This is a genomic window from Actinoplanes couchii, from assembly GCF_016862075.1.
Taxonomy (GTDB): Bacteria; Actinomycetota; Actinomycetes; order Mycobacteriales; family Micromonosporaceae; genus Actinoplanes; species Actinoplanes couchii.
Genome location: NZ_BOMG01000057.1, coordinates 76,472 through 96,598 on the forward strand (window position 1 = coordinate 76,472; position 20,127 = coordinate 96,598).

The window sequence follows — 20,127 nt, forward strand, 5'->3', positions numbered from 1 at the left end:
GCTGCACCACTTCCAGAAAGCACCATACTGAACCGCTGAAGGGACCGGCCGGTCCCTTCAGCGGGACTGCGCCCCTTGAATGAGGTCGTACGTGAGCGCGTTCACCAATGCGGCTGTCAACCCTGCCCGGCGGCTGTCAGCGGCGAGCGCCGCATATCTGTGAACGATCTCCGGAACGACCAACGAGGATCGTTCCGGGTTCATCCGGAGCAATGCCTTGTGCACCGGCCAACTCAGCCCGCGCTCCTCGTCGGTCCCGATCAGATTGAGCAGGGCGAACGCCCCACTGACGCGAAGGAAATCACTGAGAGACGTCAGGTTCCGGCCGTAGAGCGGATCCAATCGGGGTACTTCGCGAAGCAGTGCGGGCCGCATCACCACGAGCGGGACGGCCCGGACCGCCTCGGTCACCGAAGTGACGGACGCAGCGACCAGCCCGGCCAGTTGATCGCCGGTCAGGAACGCGGCGTTCGTCAACAGGTACTCGATGACCGTCAGCGACAGTGGCGGTGGCAACTCGCCGAAACGCTAGACCTCCGTCAGTAACGATGCGGCCCGTCCGGGCGAGAAATCGCCGAACAACCGTTGCCCCACCAGATCGGCATAGACGCCAGCCGGGTCGGAACCGGGGAGCGATGTAGCCCTCTGCTGTGCGGTCACGGTCGGCCGGTCGTCACGACGATCAGCGTCCCGGCCAGGGCGAGAACCAGAGCAGCCGCCGCGACGACGGCTATCCACTTCCGGTTCCGCCCACGGGTGCGGGTTCGGGCTCCACCGCGGGCGGCGGCGGCACAGGCGAGGCAGGCGGCGGGGCGGGCGGCGGCACAGGCGGGGCGGGGTCCGGGGAGTCTCTCCACGGATCCTGGCCCCGGTCGAACCGGAGGGCCAGCGTGTACGCCCGGGACAGCGTGTACGCCCGGGCCAGCGCGTACGCCCGGGCCAGCGCGTACGCCCGGGCCAGCGCGTGCGCCGGAGTGGGCCGCAGCTCCGGATCGGCCGACTCGGCGATCACCGGATCGAGTCCGGCTGCCGGACGCGACGGCAGGTCGGGGAGCGCGGCGATCGGATCGATGACGAGCACCCGTCGACGCTAGGCAACCCCTGGCCGGAACGGCGGGCACCGTTCGGTCAGGACGACGGTGACCAGCCGAGGTGCGGGGCGATCAGGGTGACGGTGTCGGTGAGGATCTGTTCGTAGTCCTCGCGGTCGAACTCGTAGGGCAGCTCCAGTCGCAGAGCGGTCGCGGACGTCACGACCGGGTCGGCGTGCAGGCGTTCGACGATCTCGGCGGCCGTGCCCACCAGGTCGGGGGCGAACAGTGTGCGGCGATCGCCGTGTGGTTTCAGGGTCCGGTCGTGGCGGCCGGCGGCGTACTCCTGGTAGCGCTTGCGGGTGCGGCGGTCGGCGCTGTCCAAGGGCACGATCACCCGGCCGACCGCGATCGGGGCGGTCGTCCCGGACGCCCGGAACTCCTCGATGAGCTGAGACTGCGCGGTCACGAAGTCGTCGCTGCGCTCACCCGACACGATGTTGCCGGTCAGCAGGCCCAGCCCGTGCCCACCGGCCCACCGGACCGAACGGGTGCTTCCACCCCCGTACCAGATCCGGTCGGCGAGTCCGGGGCTGTGCGGTTGCAGGCGGGGCCGCTGGGTGTTGCCCGGCGAGTGGATCACCGTGTCGGGGTCGCCGAGGTAGTCGCCGCGCAGGTTGGCGACCAGCCGCTCGATCCGGCCGTAGCCCAGGTCAAAGGTGCGCCAGTCGCCGTCGAAGACCAGGTCACCGAGGAGATCAGCGTGTGGTGGGGTACCCGCGCTGAAGCCGATCTGCAGCCGGCCCCGGGAGAGCACGTCGGCCAGCGACAGGTCCTCGGCGAGGCGGAACGGGCTCTCGTACCCGATCGGGATGACAGCGGTGCCGAGTTCGATCCGGCTGGTCCGCTGGCTCGCGGCGGCCAGGAAGACCGCCGCCGAACCGACACCGTGCTCCAGGTGCCGCTGCCGGATCCAGGCGCCGTCGAACCCGAGCCGCTCGCCGAACGCGAACAGGTCGAGTGTCGCGTCCAGCCCACTGAACGGATCGTCGTCGGGATAGTTTCCCGGGGTGAGGAAGGCGAGTGATCGCAGAGTACCCATGGCATTGACTCTATTACCCATGGATGCACTAGGAAATACCGTCACGCTGTCACTCCGGCCTCTGATGGAAGACCTCCGATGGAAGGCCTCCGGTGAGAGGCCTCCGGTGAGAGGCCTCCAATGGGAGCATGTCGTGATGACCGAAGAGCAGCGCCTTCCCGGCGGGAACGACGGCGGCGCGGTCCGGACCGGCGACACCGTCCGCCGCACCGCCGGCCCCTGGACACCCGCCGTACACGCCCTGCTCCGGCACCTGGAGGACGCCGGTTTCGATCGGGCGCCCCGCGCGCTCGGCTTCGACGACCAGGGCCGGGAGGTGCTCTCGTTCCTGCCCGGCACGGTGGTCGGAACCGCGCGCCCGTGGCCGGCCTGGGTCCACAGCGACGACGCGCTGCGCCAGGTGGCCCACTGGCTGCGCGATCTCCACACCGCCGTGGCGGGTTTCGTCCCGCCGGACGGCGCGGTCTGGCGCGGCCAGGAGTCCTGGCAGCCCGGTCTGATCATCGGTCACAACGACGCTGCTCCTTACAACGCGGCCTGGAACGGTGCACACCTGACCGGCTTCTTCGACTGGGACTTCGCCGGACCGGTCACCCCGGAATGGGATCTGGCCTTCACCGCCTTCAGTTGGGTTCCGCTGCACGCCCGCCGGGTGGTGACGGCCGAAGGTTTCACGGCTTTCGCCGACCGCCCCCGCCGCCTGCGCCTCTTCCTCGACTCCTACGGCTGGGACGGCCCGGTCGACGATTTTGTCGACACCGTCCGCCGGCGGGTGACCGCCTCCGCCGACGGCATCCGGCGGGCAGCCGCCAGCGGTGACCCCTCTTGCGTCCGGCTGCTCGAGAACGGGGCGGCCGCGAACCTGGAGTCAGCCGTCACCGAACTGGCCGGCTTTCCCACCACCTGATCGCGGTCACGAGAGGGCCCGGCAGATGACGACGGTGCCGGCCGCGGAGGCCGCCTCGCCCAGACGCTGTGCTCCCTCGGTCGGCGTGAAGTCGATCGGGGTGGCGTTGTAGTCGCTGATCGCCGTGCGCTTGCCGTCGGCGCTGCCCACGGTCCAGCTGTTGTGCCCCAGCGTGCCGCCGTTGTGCCCCCACGCCGACCCGCACGGGAAGTCGATGCGGAGCAGGCCGAGCCCGTACCCCCCGGTGAACTCGCTGCCGGGCTCCAGCTCCACCGTGGTCTTCATCTGCTGGAGCTGCTGCGCCGAGAACAGCTTGGCGGTCAGCAGCGCCGAGACGAACCGGGACATGTCCGAAGCCGTGGAGATGATCCCACCGGCGGCGCCGCCCCACGCGCCGACAGCCCCGCCGCTGATGTCGGTGTAGGCCGGCTCGCCATTCGCGAAACTGACCGCGTAACCGTGCGCGAACCCGCGCCCGGTGCGGACCGCCCGCGGATCGGCGAGGTAGGTGCGGGTCAGGCCGAGCGGCTTGGCGATGCGCTCCTGGATCAGGCCGGGCAGGCGCTTGCCGGTCACCTTCTCGGCGAGCAGCCCGGCCACGATGTAGTTGGTGTTCGAATACGACCAGCCGGCCCCGGGAACGAAGTTCGGCTCGTGGGCGAAGGCGACGTCGAGCAGCTCCCGCGGACTGTGCGCATACTCCGGGTTCTGCAGCACCGACGGGATGAACTCCGGGTCGTCGGTGTAGTTGAACAGGCCGCTGGTGTGGTTGAGCAGCATCCGCACGGTGATGTGCTCACCGTCCGGGACGACGCCCGGCAGGTACCGCTCGATCGGGGCGTCCAGCCGGATCTTGCCCCGGTCGACCAGCTGCAGGATCAGGGTGGCGGTGAACATCTTGGTGTTGCTGCCGACCACGAACTGGTCGTCGGCACCCAGCCGCCGGTGGGTGGTCAGATCGGCGAACCCGGCGGCCGCGGTCTCGACCCGGCGGCCGTTGTCGACCCGCGCGAGGAAGCCGGGCGAGCCGGCGTCGACCACGCTCCGGGCCGCGCCCTGGAGCGCCCGGTCACCGGCGAGGGCCGCGGTGCCGGTCGCCCCTACTCCGGCCAGGGTGAGCGCGGCGGTGAGGGTGAGCGCGGTGACCCGCTTGGTCTTGCTCTCCGTGATCGCTGTCATGCATCGATCCTTGCCAGAAATCCCCGCGAGCACATTGGTGCCAGCCGCCCGTTGTTTGGTACGGCTATCCGTACCAGCCGAACAGGATCCGGTCACCGAAGGCGCTGGGCCCAGTGGACCTGACCGTCGGGGGCTACGTGGATCAGAGCCACCGTCAGGTTTTCCAGCGCTATCGGGGCGTACAGCAGGTCGGGGCCGGGGTGCTTCTGCCGGAGCACGGTCTGGAAGGTCACCGGGGACGCGTCGAGGGACGACACGTAGATGTCGCTGCCGTTCGACTGCCGGGGCTCGCCGAGCCAGGGGTCGCGTTCGCGGGCCGTGTTCAACACCCCGTCCATTCCCACGCTGATCTTGTCGGGTCGTGACGACGTCGCGGTGATCAGGCCCGGCAGGCGGCCGTCGCGACGGTCCAGCAGGACGATCCGGAGGCTGCTCCCATTCTGCGCTTTCGCCGGCCGATTCCAGGTGACCCGCCCGAGGACTATCTGATCGGCGGAGTCATGGGCGTAAATCGCAGTCCCCGGCGCCAATGCGGCGTCAGCGGTCTCCTGGTCGACGAACTCCAGGGTGGCCCGCGCCCCCAACTCCTCCGGACCGTACGGTGGCCGGGCCTGCCACCATTGCCATCCGGCCACGCCACCGACTGCGACGAGAAGCACCACGACGAGAGAGAACCGCACGTCCGCAGTAGACCATCAACGGCCGACGATCAGTGTGGGAATACGACTCGTGGACGGGGCTCGATCTCGTCGCGGAAGCTTTCGATGACCTGACTGACCTGCAGCATGTCGTCGGTGGAGCGGATCCGGTCCAGATACAGCGAACGGGCCGCCAGACCGGCCAGATCGAACGTGAAGTACATCGCCATCAGTGGATTGACAAAAAGCGGCGACCCACCCGTACGGCCGCCGATGTCGATGTCTCCGGCAACGCCGGACAGTGCGGCGGAGATCTGACCGTGCACGATGCTCTCCCGGCCCGGGGTTCTCGACCGCGCGTGCTCGACCGCGTCCCGGTAGAGCGCCGCCTCACGCCCGTGCGACGGCACGCTGAACGCGCCCAGAAAGGCGCCGTCCCGATCCAGGTCGGCGATGTTCTCCAGCACCTGAACGTGATTGACACCGTGATAGGCGTCAATGCCGAATCCGATCGACGCCACCATTTTCGTGGCCACCGGCGTGGCGGCGACCGCGGCGACGCTGGTGGCGTCCTCGACCGGGGTGCCCAGGGCGGCCTCGTCGCCGCGCATCAGGATGTCGGTGCCGCCGTCGACGAGCACGATCGCGTCCAGGTCGAGGCGTTTCGCGAGCCGCCGGTACGCCCGGCGCAGCGGCCGCACCCCGGTCCGCGGGAACGCGTAGACCGTCGACGGCAGCCCGTGCAGCGCCAGCCAGCGGGCGAGGGTTCCTTCCGGAAAGTAGTCGCCGGGCACCGCGACATCCGGCGTGACGGCGGCGACCCCCGGCTCCAGCCAGACCCGTTTGTCCAGCTCATAAAGATTGACCAAGGACAGATTGGCGTACGACACGGTGCGCCCGTCCGCGGCCAGGGCCAACCCGAGCGGTAACCCCGCGTAAACGTCGAACCCGCCGCCGGCGCCCGCGATCAGCACCCGCTCGGCATCCGCCAGCGCTTCGAAGAACGGTGATCTCATCATGCCGGGCCTAGGATAGGCGGTCATGCCACTCGCGTACGAGTCCGTTCTGGTCCTCGGCCCCTACCTCAAACTGCGCAGCGTGCTGGCCCGGCAGCGCAAACGAGCCGTGATCATCGAGCTGGGCACGGACCGCTGGGTGGTCGTCCCGGAGCCGGTGTGGCACCGCATGGAGATCACCGGCCGCCTGTCGGAGCAGCTCGGGGAGGCCACCGGGAGCTGGACCGCCGCGTTCCAGGTGTCGTCCGATCCGGATCAGTACACGGTGCTGATCCAGCACGGTGGCAGCCGGTTCCACCTCTACCACTCCGAGCAGGGACACACGTTCACCAACACCGACGAGAACGGCGAGACGGTCCTGTTCGACGTGCGCCTCCGGCAGTTCCGTCCGGGTGAACCCCGGCCCACCGGCCCGTACGGCGCGGATCCCGAGATGTTCCGGCCACTCGCCGCCGGACCTGTCGACGTGCCCGGCCTGACCGCCGTGCTGACCGGTTCCGACCAGCCCGCGGTCAGGCATCTCGGCGTGCTCCGGCACCTGGGCATCGATCCGGGCCCACTGCGGATGACGTTCGAGGAGGCGGTCGGGTCGGGACTCGGCCGGGTCACCCCGGGCCCGCGCCGATCCTAGGATCAGCCGCTTTCAAAAGCAGCCGCTTTCAAGATCGGCCGCTTTCAAGATCGGCCGGTCCTAGGATCAGCTCGATGGGCGGGCCTCCGGGTCCGGGCCGTTGGCGGAGCGGCCGCCGTCGACCGGGATGATCGCGCCGCTGATGAACCCCGGCGCGAGCAGGAAGGCGACCGCGTCCGCGACCTCACCGGCGGTGCCCGCCCGCCCCAGCGGATGCAGTGCGGCCATCTCCGCGTCCACACCGGGATGGGCGGCCCGGTAGTCGTCGTACCGCCCGGTCACGATCGACCCGAGCGCGACCGCGTTGACCCGGATCCCGTCCGGCCCGTGGTCCACGGCAACAGCCCTGGTCAGCCCTTCGATGGCGGCTTTGGCGGTGGCGTAGGGCAGCGCCCCGCGAACCGGCCGCTGCCCCTGATGCGACGACACGTTGACGATCGCCCCGGGCCGCCCGTACGCCAGGAAGTGGTTGACCGCGGTGTGACATCCGGTGACCGCCATCGCGAGGTTGGCGGTGATCAGCTCCATGATCTCCTCCACCGGCCCGCGGGCCAGCCCCGAGTCCCGGAAGATCGCCGCGTTGTTGACCCACCCGGCAAGCGCCCCCGCTTCCTCGGCGACCGCCGCGGCCCGCACCGTGATCCCAGGATCAGCGGCGTCCCCACTGACCAGACCGACCCGCGGATGTTCCCACCCGAGCCGCTCCACCACATCGACGACAACCACATGCCCGTCCACAGCGAGCCGCTCCACCACGGCCCGCCCCACCCCTCGAGCCCCACCGGTGACGACATAGGAGGAAGTCATCGCCCCATCCTCCGTCATCGCGGAGACTCCCCGATCAGGGAATTGACCGAAAGCTCTCCGTAGGAGAGGAAGAAGGCTCCTCCACTCCGAGAGAGGCAGGCATGGCGAGATTCTGGAACTGGATCAAAGACAACCGCACACAAGCGACGATCGGCTTCGCCTGTACGGTGCTGGCGTTGTTCGTAGCGGTACTGGCACTGGTCCGTGATGCCATCGACTGGACGGTCCTGCCTGAACGGACAACCGCACCGGTGACGCCGGCACCACCACCGCCGACCGGAACCGACGTCACCGTCGCCGGAAGGACGATCGACGTCTCGAGCCCCAAGTTCTTCGATTTCGACGCACCCGGCTGGCCGCAGACGGACACGAACAACGGCGCGGCCGCCGACTTCGTCTTCCAGTCGGTCAGCACGATGAGATACGCGATGGTGCAGGCCGCTTTCCGGGTGGCCGCGGCCGGCTCCGGCAGCGGACTTCTGCGATGGGACGAGAGGGTGCTCGATTTCGACGGAATCTCCGAGGCCGACTGCCGCAGCCGCAAGTCGGCGTTCGGAGATTACGGGACGGAGGACGGTTTCATACCCGACGGCGATTCGATCTACTGCGTCGGTACACCCGAGGGCCGTATCGGAAAGGTGCTTGTCCGGGCCGGGAGGAAACCCAGGATTCTGGTCATCACGGTGACTATGTGGCCCGCGGCCTGACGGCCCCGCCGGACTTCGGTGATGCGGTGGAGTGTTTGTGGAGATCGCGTGTGGGTGGGCGTACGAAAGCCGAAGTGGACCTAGATTCTTGACCGTGAAAGATCTGACGACCTCGATGCGGATCCGGGCCTGGCTGCTGTTCTTCGTGATCGCGCTCGTGATCAGTGGAGTCACCGCTTTTCCGCTGGTTGCCGAGACGCAACTGCTGGCTCGGGCGCTGCATGCGGTGCCCGCGCCGGATGCGCTTGTCGGCTGGGTGGACCGGGTGCACGCCGGGCTCGCGGTGACCGGCCGGGATCATCCGTTCATCGCCTACGGCACCGACTGGCTCGCCTTCGCCCACCTGGTGATCGCCGCCGCGTTCTGGGGCCCGTGGCGTGATCCGATCCGGAACGTGTGGGTGATCGAATGGGGCATGATCTGCTGCGCCGGCGTCATTCCGCTCGCCCTGATCGCCGGCCACATCCGCGACCTGCCGTTCTGGTGGCAGGTGATCGACATGTCGTTCGGGGTGTTCGGTGTCATTCCGCTGCTGGTGATCCGCCGGTTGATCCGCCGTCTGGAAGCGGAGACAGCCACGGCGTGAGCAGTTCCGAAGCGGCGACGTACGCCCTGACCTGATCCCTTTCGGCCGCGGTCAGGGTGATCTCCCGCAGCCGGGCGCCCCACTCCGGCACCCGGCCGGCCAGGTCCAGGACGGTCGACAACTCGACCAGGGCGGCCAGCGCGGTCGCCCGCTGCACATCGGTCGCTGCCGCCTCGTGCCGCCGCAGACCCGAGTCCAGCGCCCGGTACGCGGCGAGATCGTCGGTCTTGAACTCGCGCAGCACCCGGGCGTTGTCGATCACCTTGGCCAGCCCGGTGAGCTGCTTCGATCCACCGTATTCCGGCTGCGGTTCGTCCCGCTGGATGAAGATGATCGAGTTCCCGTTCGGGTCCATCACGGTGAACCGGGACTGCCCGGCACGGTACCGGGTGATCCGCGGAAGACCTTGGGAGAGCACCTTTCCGTACGCCGTACGCATGGCTGCCGTGTAGGCGGCGTGGTACGGCGCGACCGCGTCCACCAGCACCATGCAGCCGCCGGTGTGTTCACGGGCCGGGTCGAGACCGTCCGGCGCCGCCCCGTAGTGCAGACCGAAACCGGTCGTCTCGAAGGCCAGGTACAGATAGGGCCGGTGCTGTTCCCAGGTGAGCCGGAACCCCAGCGCCTGCCAGAACTCCAGCGTCCGGGCCTCGTCGGTGCAGTGCAGCAGTGGCACGACCGTCACGTCGCTCATGGGTAACTCCTCGTCACTCGGTGTCATCGCTGGAGGTCGAGTCTTCCGGGAACCGGGCGATCGCGCCCATGGGTTGGCACGAACCGGCACTGACCAGGCGGGACGGACCCTCTACAGTGAGGGCTGCCCAGCAGCCCGGCAGAGAGGGACGTCCTGATGGCCGACGTCGTCGCCACCCGCACCGACAGTGCGGAGGAGGACGCCCCACCCCTGGCGAGGCTGCGCGGCGCGGCCGTCGCAGCGACCCCGGCGATCGGGCTCTACCTGCTGATCCGCATGATCAGCCTGGAGGTCATGTACGTTCTGGCGGCCCACGCCCACGTGCTGACACCGGACCGGGACGTCTATCCGGACGGGTCGATCGGCAACCAGTGGCGCAAGTTCACGTCGTTCATGGACGCGCTCGTCTCCTGGGACGCCCGCTGGTACACCAAGATCGCCACCCACGGGCTGGGCGGCCCGGTCGGCGCCGTCGACGAGGACGGCGTGCCGTACGAGCTGCGCCTGGCGTTCTTCCCGCTCTACCCGATGCTGGCCCGCCCGCTGGCACAGCTGCCGTTCGTGACCCCGGTGAACGCGCTGCTGTTCATCTCGTTCGTATCGGCGATCGCCGCCGCCTGGGGCCTCTACGCGATCGGCCGCCACGTACACGGTCACCGTGTCGGAATCCTGCTCGCCGCGGTCTGGGCACTGGCCCCCGCCGCGATGACCCAGAACGGCGCCTTCACCGAGTCACTGTTCACCGCACTCGCCGCGTGGGCGCTCTATGCGGTGCTCAAGGAACGCTGGGTGATCGCCGGATTGCTGGCCGGAATCAGCGGGCTGAGCCGCCCCACCGCGGCCGCCCTGATCGGCACCGTCGGACTGGCCGCCCTGATCGCCGCCATTTCCCGGCGCGGGGGCTGGCGGCCGTACGCGGCAATGGTCCTGGCCCCGTCCGGAATGCTGGCCTATCTGGCTTTCGCCTCCTCGAGACTCGGCGGTGTGGAGGAGTATTTCAACATTCACGAGCAGACGTTCGGCGCCTGGTGGGACTACGGCGAGAACCACTGGAACATGATCACCGACATTCTGATCGGCGTCGACGACGAGAACGCCGCCAAACCGATCCGGGTCCTGTCGTTCCTGTTCATGGCAGCGTTCGTGGTGATGTTCCTGCTGCTGCTGAAACGCGCCCCGTGGCCGTTGGTGGTCTTCGCCGGCGTCACCCTGATCCTGTCGATCGGCGGCCACGCCCACATGTCGATGGCCGGCCGCCACCTACTCCCCGCTTTCCCGATCCTGCTGGTCCCGGCGATAGCGCTGGCCCGTTTCAAAACCCGGGACACCGCAGTGGTCCTGACTTTCCTGACATTGCTGTCCGGCTGGTACGCGGGCTGGTTGCCGTTCATCTCGGGCCAGGCCATTTAACCCCCATTGCGCCGGTACGCCGAACAGCAACTTCGCCGAGCCACACCTCGAGTCCCGTCCCGCGAGGAGGGCGAAACTCCAGACCGCCCAGCGACCGCCGGGCCGATTGCGGCGGTCACCGAAACGCCGCACCGTTCTCGTCCCAAGCCCCGTCATGAGCCACGACCGAAGGCCCGACCGCACCACCAACCCGGGGATCGGGTTCCGTGGTCCCGGATGAATCGGCTCGCTCGGGGCGTCAGTGTTTCCGGGAGCGACGAGGTAAATCCGGGCCTGCCCCTTTCACGGGGGCATCGTGTCAGAGGGTTCGGGTGGCCGGTAACCACCGCGTCCGGCCCGGCGGTCGCCGGGCGGTCCGCGGGTGGCGCAAACCTCGCGTGACGGGACAGGGCCTTTCACTGGCGTACCGAAGAATGGCTCTTAAAGGAACAGTGAGAGGAGCATGACGCACGCGAAACCGACCACCGAGATGATCGTCTCCATGACCGACCAGGTTTTGATGGTCTGACCGACCGTCATGCCGAAGTATTCCTTGACCATCCAGAAACCGGCGTCGTTGACGTGTGAGAAGAACAGCGAACCGGCGCCGATCGCCAAGGCCAGCAAAGAGACCTCGGGGCGGTCCAAGGTGGTCGCCAACGGGGCCACGATACCGGCCGCGGTGATCGTGGCGACCGTTGCGGAACCGGTGGCCACGCGGATTCCCACCGCTACCAGGAAGCCCAGGACCAGGGCGTTGAAATTGGCGTCCCGCGCGGCGTCGGCGATCACATTGCCCACCCCGGCGTCGACCAGGACCTGTTTGAAACCGCCGCCGGCCGCGACGATCAGCAGGATGCCGGCGATCGGCGGGAGGGCGCCACCCAGGACCGCGTTGGTCTCCTTGCGGTCGAAACCCGCCCGGCGGCCCAGCGCCCACATCGCCACCAGGACACCGGCCAGCAGGGCCACCACCGGTTCGCCGATGACCTCGAGGATGTCGCGGACCGTGGTGCCCTCGGTGAGGAAGAGTTCGGCGACACCGCGGGCCAGCATCAGGACCACCGGGAGCAGCACGGTCAGGACCGCCGCCCAGAAACCGGGGTTGCGGCGCGGGCCGAGCTGCTCGTCGACCGGCTCACCCGGAGCGACCGGGTCGGCGATGTCGTCACGGTCGACGAAGTCGCGGCCACCGGCGGGACGATCGGCGGTGCCGCCACCGGCCGGACGATCGGCCGTGCCACCGCTGGCCAGGGCGGGGACCGGCAGCGGCACCCGCTTCGCGATGAAGTTGCCGAACACCGGGCCGGCGATGATCACCGTCGGGACGGCGCAGACCAGGCCCAGCATCAGGGTCAGGCCCAGGTCGGCCTGCAGGCTGTCGATGGCGACGAGCGGCCCGGGGTGCGGCGGCACCAGACCGTGCAACACCGACAGGCCGGCCAGCGCCGGGATGCCGAGACGCAACAGGCCCACGTCGGTACGCCGGGCCACCAGCAACACGATCGGCACCAGCAGGACGACGCCGACCTCGAAGAACAGCGGCAACCCGATGAGCGCCGCGACTCCGGCCATCGCCCACGGCAGGGCCGCCCCGGAGACACCGTTGACGATCCGGTTGACGATGCCGTCGGCGCCCCCGGACTCGGCGAGCAGCGCCCCGACCATCGAACCGAGCGCGATCAGCACCCCGACCCCACCGGCCGTGGTGCCGAGCCCGGTGGTGAACGAGTCGATGGTGTCGGCCGGCGCGGCGCCCGCGGTCAGCCCGAGCACCCCGGCGCCGGCGATCAGCGCCAGGAACGGATGCCACTTGGCCCATGCGATGAGCAGGACCACGGCCGCGATGCCGAGCACCGCCGCGAGTACGAGCTGACCGGTACCGGCATCGGTGATGGCCTCTGTCATGCGGCGCGTTTACCCCACCGCGACACCTCTCAACCCCGGGGCCTATTGATGCAGGCCGGCCCGCACCTGACGGCTCAGCTCGTCGCCGAGCACCTCGGCGTCACCGCGCGCGACCGCGTCCAGGGCAAGCCCCGCCACCACGGCCGGGTCGACCTTGCGATCGTCCGGGATCCCGGCGGCCATGTCGGTGTCCATGTAGCCCACGTGCAGCCCGGTGACCGCGATCCCGCTCGGCGCCAACAGCTCCCGGCTGGCGTTGGTCAGCGCCCAGGCCGCCGCCTTGGCCGCCGAGTAGGAACCGGCCGGCCCCGGATGCAGCCAGGACAGCACGGACAGCACGTTGAGCACCGCTCCCCCACCGTTGGCCGCGACGACCGGCGCGAACGCCCGGGTGAGCAGCAGCGGCCCGAAGTAGTTGGTCTCCATGTCCCGCCGGATCCCGTCCAGATCGCCACCGATCAACGACTCGCCGCCGGCGATGCCGGCGTTGTTGACGAGCAGGGTGACATCGGAGGCGGCCGCGGCGGCAGCGGCGACCGACGCGGGATCGGTGACGTCGAGCGCGAGCGGAACCGCGCCCGGCACGTCGACGGTCCGCGGATCACGTGCCGCCGCATAGACCTTGGCGCCGCGTTCCAGCAGCTGGACGGTGAGATGACGGCCGAAGCCACGGTTGGCGCCGGTGACGAGTGCTACCGCGTTGGGGAGTTCCATGCGGCTTAGATTACGACTGACATCTAAAACGCGCCAGGTAATAGATGACACACGCCATCTATAGTTGACGGCATGGGACGGGTGTCGCAGGCGCAGGCCGCAGAGAACAGGGAACGGATCGTCGCTGTGGCCGCACGGCTCTTCCGCGAACGGGGCATCGCCGGCGCGGGTGTGGCCGACGTGATGGCCGAGGCCGGGCTCACCCACGGCGGCTTCTACAAACACTTCGCGTCGAAGGACGCGCTGGTCACCGAGGCGGTCACCGCCGCTTTCGCCGGTCAGCAGGCACCCACCCCGGACACCTACCTGTCCGCCGCACACCGGGACGATCCCGGAGGCGGCTGCCCGACCGCCGGATTCGGCGGCGACATGGCCAAGGAGCTGGGCTCGGACGCGACCAGGGCGGCGTACGCGCACGGGGTCGAAGGTTTCGCCCGGGCCCTGGGCGACGGCGAGCCGGACCTGGCCGCCCTCAGCACCATGGTCGGCGCCCTGATCCTGTCCCGGGCCACTGCCGGAACCGACCTGTCCGACCGCATACTGACGGCAGCCCGGGAAGCACTGACCCCAGTTACCGAGCCCTGACCCGGCGAGCCGTCGCCCACCACATTGCGGCACTGTGCCACGATCTTGTCTGGCGCTCCCGGACCAGCCACACACGGAGGATCGAGACCCGATGAAGAAGATCCTCGGCTGGATCCTGCTGTTCCTGCTCGTCTTCTGGATCGGCACGAACCCGGGCCCGGCAGCCGAGACAGCACGAGGCATCGGCGCGGGCGTGGCAGCCATATTCGGAAACATCGGCACGTTCTTCACCGAGCTCTTCAGCGGCTGACCCGTGCCACTCCACCTTCTCTGCGTAGGCCTGGCAACGGTGGACCTGATCCAACGGGTGACCCGATTCCCGGCCCCGAACGAGAAGATCCAGTCGGAGTCGGTGGACGTGGCAGCCGGCGGCCCGGCGACAAACGCCGCGATCACGGCAGCGGCCCTGGGCGCCAGGGTCACGCTCCTGAGCGCGGTCGGCAGACACCCGCTGGCCGCCCTACTGAAAGCCGACCTCGAAGCCCACCACGTGACCCTGCTGGACGCGACCCCCGACGCGACGACCCCTCCCCCGGTCTCCGCGGTGACGGTCCTGTCCACCACCGGCGAACGCATGATCGTGAGCCGCAACGCCGGAGCCACCGAGGTACCCGTACCAGAAGAAGGCCTGCCCACAGCCGACCTGACCCTGACCGACGGACATCACCCCGAATTGGCCAGAGCCGCAGCCCGCAAGGCCGCCCGCCTCCTGATAGACGCCGGCAGCTGGCGCCCCGTCTTCCCCGACCTGTTCCCCCACGCCGAGGTGGTGGCCTGCTCAGCAGACTTCCGCCACCCCGCCGCGACGGCTTCCGGTGACGACGCCGCAACCGCCCGAGCGATAGCAGCCCCCGCCGTGGTGATAACCCACGGCCCAGCCCCCGTCCGCTGGTTCACAGCCGACGCATCGGGCGAGGTCCCGGTCCCGACGGTGAAAGCCGTGGACACAGCCGGAGCAGGCGACGCCTTCCACGGAGCCCTGGCGGTAGCCATGCTCAACGGCCTCCCGCTGCCAGCCGCAACAGCCACCGCTTCCCGAACAGCGGCCATCCGCGTATCTCATGCAGGCCCAAGATCCTGGCTGACCCACCTGGTGTAACAGAAGGTTCTGGGGCGGCGGTGGCCCACGGAGGGATCAAGCCTGACCGCCCGGAGTGGGCCACCGCCGCCCCAGAACCGACCAGACATCAAACAGTACGAGCAAGCCGATCAGCCAAAAGCTTCGCAAACCGAGCAGGATCCTCAAGATCCCCACCCTCGGCAAGCAGAGCAGTCCCGTAAAGAAGCTCAGCGGTATCCGGAAGAGCCGGATCCTCGGCCCCCCGCTCATGGGCGGCCCGAAGACCGGAAACCAGCGGGTGATCAGGGTTCAGCTCGAGGATCCGCTTGACCCGGGGCCCGTCCTGCCCCATGGCCCGGTACATCTTCTCCAGAGCAGGAGTGATGTCGTCCGAGTCGCTGACCAGGCAGGCGGCCGAGGTGGTCAGCCGATGCGACAGCCGAACCTCCTTGACCTGCTCCTCCAGCGTCGTCCCGAGGAAGGAGAGCAGCGGCGCGAAGTCCCCCTCGGGCTCCGCCTTCTCCTCGGACTTCGGCAGATCCACGGACCCCCGGGCGATGGACCGGAGCTTCTTGCCGTCGAACTCGGGAACCGCGTCGGTCCAGATCTCGTCCACCGGATCGGTGAGGATCAGAACCTCGTAGCCCTGGGCGGCGAAAGCCTCCATGTGCGGCGAGTTCTCCACCTGGGACCGGCTCTCGCCGGTGAGGTAGTAGATCTCCTCCTGCCCCTCCTTCATCCGCTCGACGTAAGCGGAGAGGGTGGTCGGCTCGGTCCCCTCGGTGGTGGCGAAGGACGCGATCTCCAGGATCGGCTTGTGGTTGTCGGGCTCGGCGAGCAGACCCTCCTTGACGGCCCGGCCGAACTCGCGCCAGAACGTCGCGTACTTCTCCGGGTTGCTGCTCATCAGCTCCTTGATCGTGGACAGCACCTTCTTGACGAGGCGCCGCCGGATCATCTGGATGTGCCGGTCCTGCTGCAGGATCTCGCGGGAGATGTTCAGCGACAGGTCGGCCGCGTCCACCACACCCTTGACGAACCGCAGGTAGTCCGGGATCAGCTCCTTGCTGTCGTCCATGATGAAGACGCGCTTCACGTAGAGCTGCAGCCCACGCCGGGCGTCCCGCTGGAACAGGTCGTGCGGGGCCCGCGACGGGATGAAGAGCAGAGCCTCGTACTCGAAGGTGCCCTCCGCCTTCATCGTGATGATCTCGAGCGGGTCGGTCCAGTCGTGGCTGATGTGCCGGTAGAACTGGTGGTACTCCTCCTCGGTGACCTCGCTGCGCGGCCGCGCCCACAGGGCCTTCTGCGAGTTGAGGACCTCGTCACCGCTGCGGATCGGGAACGAGATGAAGTCGGAGTACCGCTTGACGATCTCCTTGAGCTTCCACTCGTCGGTGTAGTCGTAGAGGGCGTCGTCCTCGTCCTTGGGACGCAGGTGCAGCGTCACCGTGGTGCCGACCGGCGCGTCCTCGGCGTCCTCGATCGTGTAGGTGCCGGCGCCCTCGGACTCCCAGCGGGTGCCGTGGCCCTCGGTGCCGGCCTTGCGGGTCAGCAGCGTGACCTTGTCGGCGACCATGAACGTCGAGTAGAACCCGACGCCGAACTGGCCGATCAGCTCAGGGCTCTCCTTGGCCTCCTTGAGCTTGCCGAGCAGCTCCGCCGTGCCGGATTTGGCGATCGTGCCGATCAGCTCGACGACCTCCTCGCGCGTCATGCCGATGCCGTTGTCACGGACGATCAGCGTGCGCGCCTCGGCGTCGACCTCGATCTCGATGTGCAGGTCGGAGGTGTCCGCCTCGATGCCGTCCTGCAGCTTCGCCAGGCGCAGTTTGTCCAGCGCGTCGGAGGCGTTCGAGATGAGCTCACGCAGGAAGATGTCCTTGTTCGAATAGATCGAATGGACCATCAACTGCAGCAGCTGGCGCGCCTCTGCCTGGAACTCCAACGTCTCCATCGTCACCCGTTTCCGTCATGTCCGGTGTACGTCCCCGATCGTAGGACGCCCGCCGAATCCACCCGTCACCCGGCGTCGAACCACGGCTCGCCGGCCGCCCAGCGCCGCACCCACCCGGCGAATCCCGGCTCCGCCCCGACCGGCATCGCGCCCTCACCGGAGATGTGCCACACGTGACCGCGCTGGGGCCCGGTGACGATCAGATGCCAGTTCATCCCGCAGCCGTCGGTGCCGAGCACGATCGACCCGTCGTCGAAGACGGCCCGCAACCGCTCCTCGCCGGGCTCCTCCTCGTCACCCTCCCACAGCCACGGCCCGGTCAGCGGGAAGGAACCGGCAAGATCACGCTCGGAGCCGTCGGAACCCCAGTCCGACGGCAGATCGGCGAGGCCGAGCAGCCCGTGATCGGGTGGGCCGAGCCCGGAACCGTCGGAGATCTCCGCGACGAACGACCGGTAGGGCTCCGGCAGCACGACGCCGTGCCGCTCCTCGAAGGCGTGGACCGCGGGCCAGCCCAGCGCGTCGCCGTCGCCGAGGGCCGCCCGCAACTCGCCGAGGACCCCCGGGTCGACCTGCTCGATGTTCATGCCCACATGGATATCAGCCGGGTCCGACATTTTTTCGCGTCAGGCCACCCGCTGGACGGTTCCGGGCGGGGCGGGCGGGACGGCGCCCGGGTGGAGGATCGCCGCGACGGCCTCGACACCGGAGATCAACCGCGGCCCCGGGCGTACGATCAATCCGTCGCCGTCGATCGCCCAGACCTGGGCGCCGGGGAAGTGCCCGACCACCGCCTCGGCCTGGCGGACCGCACCGTCCAGGTGGTACCCACAGGGCGTGACCAGCACGATCTCCGGTTGCGGGGCGGCCAGTTCGGCCCAGCTGACCTGCACCGACCGCCGCCCCGGGAGCGCCGCGACGGTCTCGCCACCGGCAGCGGTCACCAGATCGGGCACCCAGTGGCCGGCGGTGAACGGCGGATCCACCCACTCCACCACGGCCACCCTCGGGCGGGCGCGCCCGGCCACCGCGCCGGCGATCCGCGCCAGCCGGCCTTTCAGATCAACGACCAGGTCAACACCGGTTTGCCGTACGCCCACAGCGGACGCGACGTCGACGAACGTCGCCAGCACCTCGTCCAGTGTGTGCGGGTCCAGCGACAGCACCTCGGCCCGGCAGCCCAGATGGGCCAGCGCCTCGTCCACATGACCCGACGGCAGGGCGCACACCCGGCAGAGATCCTGGGTGAGGATGAGATCCGGCTCCAGTCCGGCGAGCGCGTCCGCGTGCAGTGTGTAGAGGTCGCCGCCGGCCGACATCTGGGTGCGCACGTACCTGTCGATCTCGACGGGTGTCATGTCGCGGGTGTCCCGGCCGCCGACGACCACGGTCTTGTCGGAGCGGGCCGCCGCCGGCTCGTCGCACTCGAAGGTGACGCCGACCAGGTTCTCGCCGAGGCCGAGGGCGTAGACGATCTCGGTCGCGGACGGCAGCAGGGAGACCAGGCGCACGTGCCCCTCCTCCGTCTCGGCCCCGGGGACTACGACCCGGGGTGGATCCCTCCTCTCCAGAGATACCACCGTGGACCGATGTGCGGGAGGCGTCCGGGCGGAAGGCTTGCGGCACCGGTTCCTGACGGGCACACCTGGGAGGATTGATCATGACGGCCGCACCGATCTCGGAGGACGTGCTCGTCCTCGACTATCTGGCCGCGCTCTGGGCCGCCGGGGAGGACCTGCCGCCGGAGGTTCGCGACGAGCTGATGAGCACCGTGGCCGGTTACATCACGGCCCGGCGCGACCTGGCCGGCGATCCGGGCCGGGTGATCAGCCTGCTCGGCCCGCCCGAGCAGCTGGTGGCCGCGGTCCGGCGCAGCGGCACGCCGACCCACCTGCGGCTGCCTCCGATCCCGGCCCCGGCGCCGGCGGCGGTCCCCGTCGTCCGCTCCGCCGGTGGCACCGAGCGGGCCGCGGTCGCTCTGCTGGTCGGCGGTTCGGTGGTGCTCCCCGGTGCGGCGCAGGCCGCCGCGATGCTGCTCGTCAGCCGGTCGCCGTCCTGGAGCCAGGTCGAGAAGTCGGCGGCCTGGCTCCTGGTCGCCGCCCCGGTGACGGGCCTGTTGTTCCTGACGTCCGTGCTGTTCGACGTGTCGGTGCTGTCCGGCGTGACCATGCTGGCGTGTTACCTGGCGGCGACCACGGGCTCGATCGTCGCCGGCCTGACCCTCCGCCGGTCGCTCTGACCCGGCACTTCGACCCGGAACTTTGTCCGGCCGGCGGCTATCGGGGGTCAGTCGGACGCTGCGAGGCCGGCGACGATCGGGATGTGGTCGCTGGTCGTGCGTGGGAGGGTGCGGACCGAGGTCACGGTCAGGCCCCGGGCCATCACGTGGTCGATCCGGGCGATCGGCAGGCGGGCCGGGAAGCTGAAGGCGAAATCCGCGTCGGAGGTGGTCAGCTGGGAGGTGATCGGGGTCAGGCCCCGGTCGGCGGCGGTGGCGTTCAGGTCGCCGAGCAGGATGACGCGTTCGGATCGCTCGGCCCGCAGCGCGGCGCCGAGGCGGGCGGCGCTGTCGTCCCGGTTCCCGGTGCCGAGACCGGTCGCGGCGGGCCGGATCGACGGCAGATGGGCCACGTAGACGGCGATGTCACCGTGCGGGGTGCGGGCCACGGCGCGCAGCCCACGGTTCCAGTCCGGGCCGAACGCCGCGGGCCGGATGTCCAGCGGCCCGGCGTCGGCGAGCGGATGCCGGGACCAGAGGGCGACGGTGCCGTGGGCGGCGTGGTGCGGGTAGTCCGCGGTGAACGCGGCGGTGTAGACCGGCAGCGCCTCGGGCGTGACCTCTTCCAGCGCGACCAGGTCGGGCCCGGCGGCGAGGAGCGCACGGACGGTGCCGGCCGGATCGGGGTTCTCGTCACTGGCGTTGTGCTGCACCACGACCAGGTCGTGCGGGCGGTCCCCGTCCGGAACCAGATGGCCGCCGAAAACCGTGAGCCAGGCACCCAGCGGTAGCAGCGCCGCCAGCATCCCGACTCGCGAGCGGCGCCAGATCGCCAGACCTGCCAGCAGCGGAACCGTCACCCCGAGCCACGGCAGGAACGTGGGAAGCAGACTGCCTCCGGGCACCACCGACCGGAAGATCAGGAGCGCCGCCACCAGTACCGCCACCGGCAGAGCGACGAACCACCCGGCCCGATCCCGCCCACCCGGGCCAGACAT

General features: G+C 69.4%; 23 protein-coding genes. 9 read left to right on the forward strand and 14 right to left on the reverse strand.

Annotated features, from left to right (window positions below; translation table 11 throughout):
• Nucleotides 1-57 precede the first annotated feature (57 nt).
• The 3 genes from Aco03nite_RS23580 to Aco03nite_RS23590 form a co-directional block, all read right to left on the reverse strand.
• Nucleotides 58-516, reverse strand: coding sequence for a hypothetical protein (locus Aco03nite_RS23580; RefSeq protein WP_203797913.1), 459 nt, complete (start codon nt 514-516; stop codon nt 58-60).
• Between the two features lie 214 nt (nt 517-730).
• Nucleotides 731-1,081: a hypothetical protein gene (locus tag Aco03nite_RS23585; protein ID WP_203797915.1), complete on the reverse strand. Its 351-nt coding sequence runs from the start codon at nt 1,079-1,081 to the stop codon at nt 731-733.
• 47 nt (nt 1,082-1,128) lie between these two features.
• Nucleotides 1,129-2,133, reverse strand: a complete 1,005-nt coding sequence (locus tag Aco03nite_RS23590; protein WP_203797917.1) for an LLM class flavin-dependent oxidoreductase — start codon at nt 2,131-2,133, stop codon at nt 1,129-1,131.
• 136 nt (nt 2,134-2,269) lie between these two features.
• Between Aco03nite_RS23590 and Aco03nite_RS23595 the strand changes: the two genes are divergently transcribed.
• Nucleotides 2,270-3,040, forward strand: coding sequence for a phosphotransferase (locus tag Aco03nite_RS23595; RefSeq protein ID WP_203797919.1), 771 nt, complete (start codon nt 2,270-2,272; stop codon nt 3,038-3,040).
• A gap of 6 nt (nt 3,041-3,046) precedes the next feature.
• Here Aco03nite_RS23595 and Aco03nite_RS23600 read toward each other — a convergent pair whose 3' ends face one another.
• The 3 genes from Aco03nite_RS23600 to Aco03nite_RS23610 all read right to left on the reverse strand — a co-directional run bounded on the left by Aco03nite_RS23600 (nt 3,047) and on the right by Aco03nite_RS23610 (nt 5,876).
• Nucleotides 3,047-4,219, reverse strand: a complete 1,173-nt coding sequence (locus Aco03nite_RS23600; RefSeq protein ID WP_203797920.1) for a serine hydrolase domain-containing protein — start codon at nt 4,217-4,219, stop codon at nt 3,047-3,049.
• A gap of 92 nt (nt 4,220-4,311) precedes the next feature.
• Nucleotides 4,312-4,899, reverse strand: a complete 588-nt coding sequence (locus Aco03nite_RS23605) for a hypothetical protein (protein WP_203797921.1) — start codon at nt 4,897-4,899, stop codon at nt 4,312-4,314.
• A 29-nt stretch (nt 4,900-4,928) separates the two neighbouring features.
• Nucleotides 4,929-5,876: a DUF1152 domain-containing protein gene (locus Aco03nite_RS23610; protein ID WP_203797922.1), complete on the reverse strand. Its 948-nt coding sequence runs from the start codon at nt 5,874-5,876 to the stop codon at nt 4,929-4,931.
• A 22-nt stretch (nt 5,877-5,898) separates the two neighbouring features.
• On the opposite strand from Aco03nite_RS23610, the gene Aco03nite_RS23615 reads away from it, so the two are divergent.
• Nucleotides 5,899-6,504, forward strand: coding sequence for a hypothetical protein (locus Aco03nite_RS23615; protein ID WP_203797923.1), 606 nt, complete (start codon nt 5,899-5,901; stop codon nt 6,502-6,504).
• Nucleotides 6,505-6,570: 66 nt separating this feature from the next.
• Here Aco03nite_RS23615 and Aco03nite_RS23620 read toward each other — a convergent pair whose 3' ends face one another.
• Nucleotides 6,571-7,311: an SDR family NAD(P)-dependent oxidoreductase gene (locus Aco03nite_RS23620; RefSeq protein ID WP_203797924.1), complete on the reverse strand. Its 741-nt coding sequence runs from the start codon at nt 7,309-7,311 to the stop codon at nt 6,571-6,573.
• Between the two features lie 101 nt (nt 7,312-7,412).
• Here Aco03nite_RS23620 and Aco03nite_RS23625 point away from each other — a divergent pair, with 101 nt between their 5' ends.
• Together Aco03nite_RS23625 and Aco03nite_RS23630 are read left to right on the forward strand one after the other, a co-directional pair.
• Complete coding sequence (locus Aco03nite_RS23625) at nt 7,413-8,018, forward strand: hypothetical protein (protein WP_203797925.1); 606 nt, start codon at nt 7,413-7,415, stop codon at nt 8,016-8,018.
• Nucleotides 8,019-8,112: 94 nt separating this feature from the next.
• Nucleotides 8,113-8,604 (forward strand): hypothetical protein, encoded by a 492-nt coding sequence (locus tag Aco03nite_RS23630; protein WP_239145372.1) that lies wholly within the window; start codon nt 8,113-8,115, stop codon nt 8,602-8,604.
• Here Aco03nite_RS23630 and Aco03nite_RS23635 read toward each other — a convergent pair.
• Entirely contained in the window at nt 8,540-9,298 is a 759-nt protein-coding gene (locus Aco03nite_RS23635) for a DUF8817 family protein (protein ID WP_239145373.1), read from the reverse strand. The two genes, Aco03nite_RS23630 and Aco03nite_RS23635, sit on opposite strands and share 65 nt — an antisense overlap.
• Nucleotides 9,299-9,454: 156 nt before the next feature.
• Between Aco03nite_RS23635 and Aco03nite_RS23640 the strand changes: the two genes are divergently transcribed.
• The gene (locus tag Aco03nite_RS23640; protein ID WP_203797927.1) at nt 9,455-10,708 is read left to right on the forward strand and encodes a glycosyltransferase family 39 protein; all 1,254 of its coding nucleotides are present in this window, start codon (nt 9,455-9,457) and stop codon (nt 10,706-10,708) included.
• 420 nt (nt 10,709-11,128) lie between these two features.
• Here the strand turns inward: Aco03nite_RS23640 and Aco03nite_RS23645 are convergent, their stop codons facing one another.
• Both Aco03nite_RS23645 and Aco03nite_RS23650 read right to left on the reverse strand, forming a co-directional pair.
• Nucleotides 11,129-12,595, reverse strand: a complete 1,467-nt coding sequence (locus Aco03nite_RS23645) for a GntP family permease (RefSeq protein ID WP_203797928.1) — start codon at nt 12,593-12,595, stop codon at nt 11,129-11,131.
• Nucleotides 12,596-12,637: 42 nt separating this feature from the next.
• Nucleotides 12,638-13,309 carry an SDR family oxidoreductase gene (locus Aco03nite_RS23650; protein WP_203797929.1) on the reverse strand — a complete coding sequence of 224 codons (672 nt, stop codon included), beginning with the start codon at nt 13,307-13,309 and terminating at the stop codon, nt 12,638-12,640.
• Nucleotides 13,310-13,381: 72 nt separating this feature from the next.
• Here Aco03nite_RS23650 and Aco03nite_RS23655 point away from each other — a divergent pair, with 72 nt between their 5' ends.
• From Aco03nite_RS23655 to Aco03nite_RS23665, 3 genes are all read left to right on the forward strand, one after another.
• The gene (locus tag Aco03nite_RS23655; protein ID WP_203797930.1) at nt 13,382-13,894 is read left to right on the forward strand and encodes a TetR/AcrR family transcriptional regulator; all 513 of its coding nucleotides are present in this window, start codon (nt 13,382-13,384) and stop codon (nt 13,892-13,894) included.
• Between the two features lie 91 nt (nt 13,895-13,985).
• Nucleotides 13,986-14,144, forward strand: a complete 159-nt coding sequence (locus tag Aco03nite_RS23660; RefSeq protein ID WP_203797931.1) for a hypothetical protein — start codon at nt 13,986-13,988, stop codon at nt 14,142-14,144.
• A 3-nt stretch (nt 14,145-14,147) separates the two neighbouring features.
• A complete protein-coding gene (locus Aco03nite_RS23665) occupies nt 14,148-14,993 on the forward strand; it encodes a PfkB family carbohydrate kinase (RefSeq protein WP_203797932.1) in 846 nt (281 codons plus the stop codon).
• A gap of 88 nt (nt 14,994-15,081) precedes the next feature.
• Here Aco03nite_RS23665 and htpG read toward each other — a convergent pair whose 3' ends face one another.
• From htpG to Aco03nite_RS23680, 3 genes are read right to left on the reverse strand one after another with little or no spacing between them, the layout of a single operon-like run.
• Nucleotides 15,082-16,917 (reverse strand): molecular chaperone HtpG, encoded by a 1,836-nt coding sequence (htpG, locus tag Aco03nite_RS23670; protein WP_203797934.1) that lies wholly within the window; start codon nt 16,915-16,917, stop codon nt 15,082-15,084.
• 59 nt (nt 16,918-16,976) lie between these two features.
• Complete coding sequence (locus tag Aco03nite_RS23675; RefSeq protein ID WP_203797936.1) at nt 16,977-17,498, reverse strand: SMI1/KNR4 family protein; 522 nt, start codon at nt 17,496-17,498, stop codon at nt 16,977-16,979.
• Between the two features lie 39 nt (nt 17,499-17,537).
• A complete protein-coding gene (locus tag Aco03nite_RS23680) occupies nt 17,538-18,422 on the reverse strand; it encodes an ABC transporter substrate-binding protein (protein ID WP_203797937.1) in 885 nt (294 codons plus the stop codon).
• A 149-nt stretch (nt 18,423-18,571) separates the two neighbouring features.
• On the opposite strand from Aco03nite_RS23680, the gene Aco03nite_RS23685 reads away from it, so the two are divergent.
• Nucleotides 18,572-19,150 carry an HAAS signaling domain-containing protein gene (locus Aco03nite_RS23685; protein WP_203797938.1) on the forward strand — a complete coding sequence of 193 codons (579 nt, stop codon included), beginning with the start codon at nt 18,572-18,574 and terminating at the stop codon, nt 19,148-19,150.
• Between the two features lie 47 nt (nt 19,151-19,197).
• On the opposite strand, the gene Aco03nite_RS23690 is transcribed toward Aco03nite_RS23685, so the two are convergent.
• Entirely contained in the window at nt 19,198-20,127 is a 930-nt protein-coding gene (locus tag Aco03nite_RS23690; protein WP_239145390.1) for an endonuclease/exonuclease/phosphatase family protein, read from the reverse strand.

Bases quoted from the DNA above. Each gene is read 5' to 3' on its own strand.
- Aco03nite_RS23640 (WP_203797927.1), top strand. From the start codon at position 9,455: ATGGCCGACGTCGTCGCCACCCGCACCGACAGTGCGGAGGAGGACGCC.
- Aco03nite_RS23660 (WP_203797931.1), top strand. From the start codon at position 13,986: ATGAAGAAGATCCTCGGCTGGATCCTGCTGTTCCTGCTCGTCTTCTGG.
- Aco03nite_RS23685 (WP_203797938.1), top strand. From the start codon at position 18,572: ATGACGGCCGCACCGATCTCGGAGGACGTGCTCGTCCTCGACTATCTG.
- Aco03nite_RS23635 (WP_239145373.1), bottom strand. From the start codon at position 9,298: ATGAGCGACGTGACGGTCGTGCCACTGCTGCACTGCACCGACGAGGCC.
- Aco03nite_RS23625 (WP_203797925.1), top strand. From the start codon at position 7,413: ATGGCGAGATTCTGGAACTGGATCAAAGACAACCGCACACAAGCGACG.
- Aco03nite_RS23690 (WP_239145390.1), bottom strand. From the start codon at position 20,127: ATGTCTGGCCCGGGTGGGCGGGATCGGGCCGGGTGGTTCGTCGCTCTG.
- Aco03nite_RS23615 (WP_203797923.1), top strand. From the start codon at position 5,899: ATGCCACTCGCGTACGAGTCCGTTCTGGTCCTCGGCCCCTACCTCAAA.
- Aco03nite_RS23620 (WP_203797924.1), bottom strand. From the start codon at position 7,311: ATGACTTCCTCCTATGTCGTCACCGGTGGGGCTCGAGGGGTGGGGCGG.
- Aco03nite_RS23600 (WP_203797920.1), bottom strand. From the start codon at position 4,219: ATGACAGCGATCACGGAGAGCAAGACCAAGCGGGTCACCGCGCTCACC.
- Aco03nite_RS23645 (WP_203797928.1), bottom strand. From the start codon at position 12,595: ATGACAGAGGCCATCACCGATGCCGGTACCGGTCAGCTCGTACTCGCG.
- Aco03nite_RS23610 (WP_203797922.1), bottom strand. From the start codon at position 5,876: ATGATGAGATCACCGTTCTTCGAAGCGCTGGCGGATGCCGAGCGGGTG.
- Aco03nite_RS23595 (WP_203797919.1), top strand. From the start codon at position 2,270: ATGACCGAAGAGCAGCGCCTTCCCGGCGGGAACGACGGCGGCGCGGTC.
- Aco03nite_RS23590 (WP_203797917.1), bottom strand. From the start codon at position 2,133: ATGGGTACTCTGCGATCACTCGCCTTCCTCACCCCGGGAAACTATCCC.
- Aco03nite_RS23655 (WP_203797930.1), top strand. From the start codon at position 13,382: ATGGGACGGGTGTCGCAGGCGCAGGCCGCAGAGAACAGGGAACGGATC.
- Aco03nite_RS23650 (WP_203797929.1), bottom strand. From the start codon at position 13,309: ATGGAACTCCCCAACGCGGTAGCACTCGTCACCGGCGCCAACCGTGGC.
- Aco03nite_RS23675 (WP_203797936.1), bottom strand. From the start codon at position 17,498: ATGAACATCGAGCAGGTCGACCCGGGGGTCCTCGGCGAGTTGCGGGCG.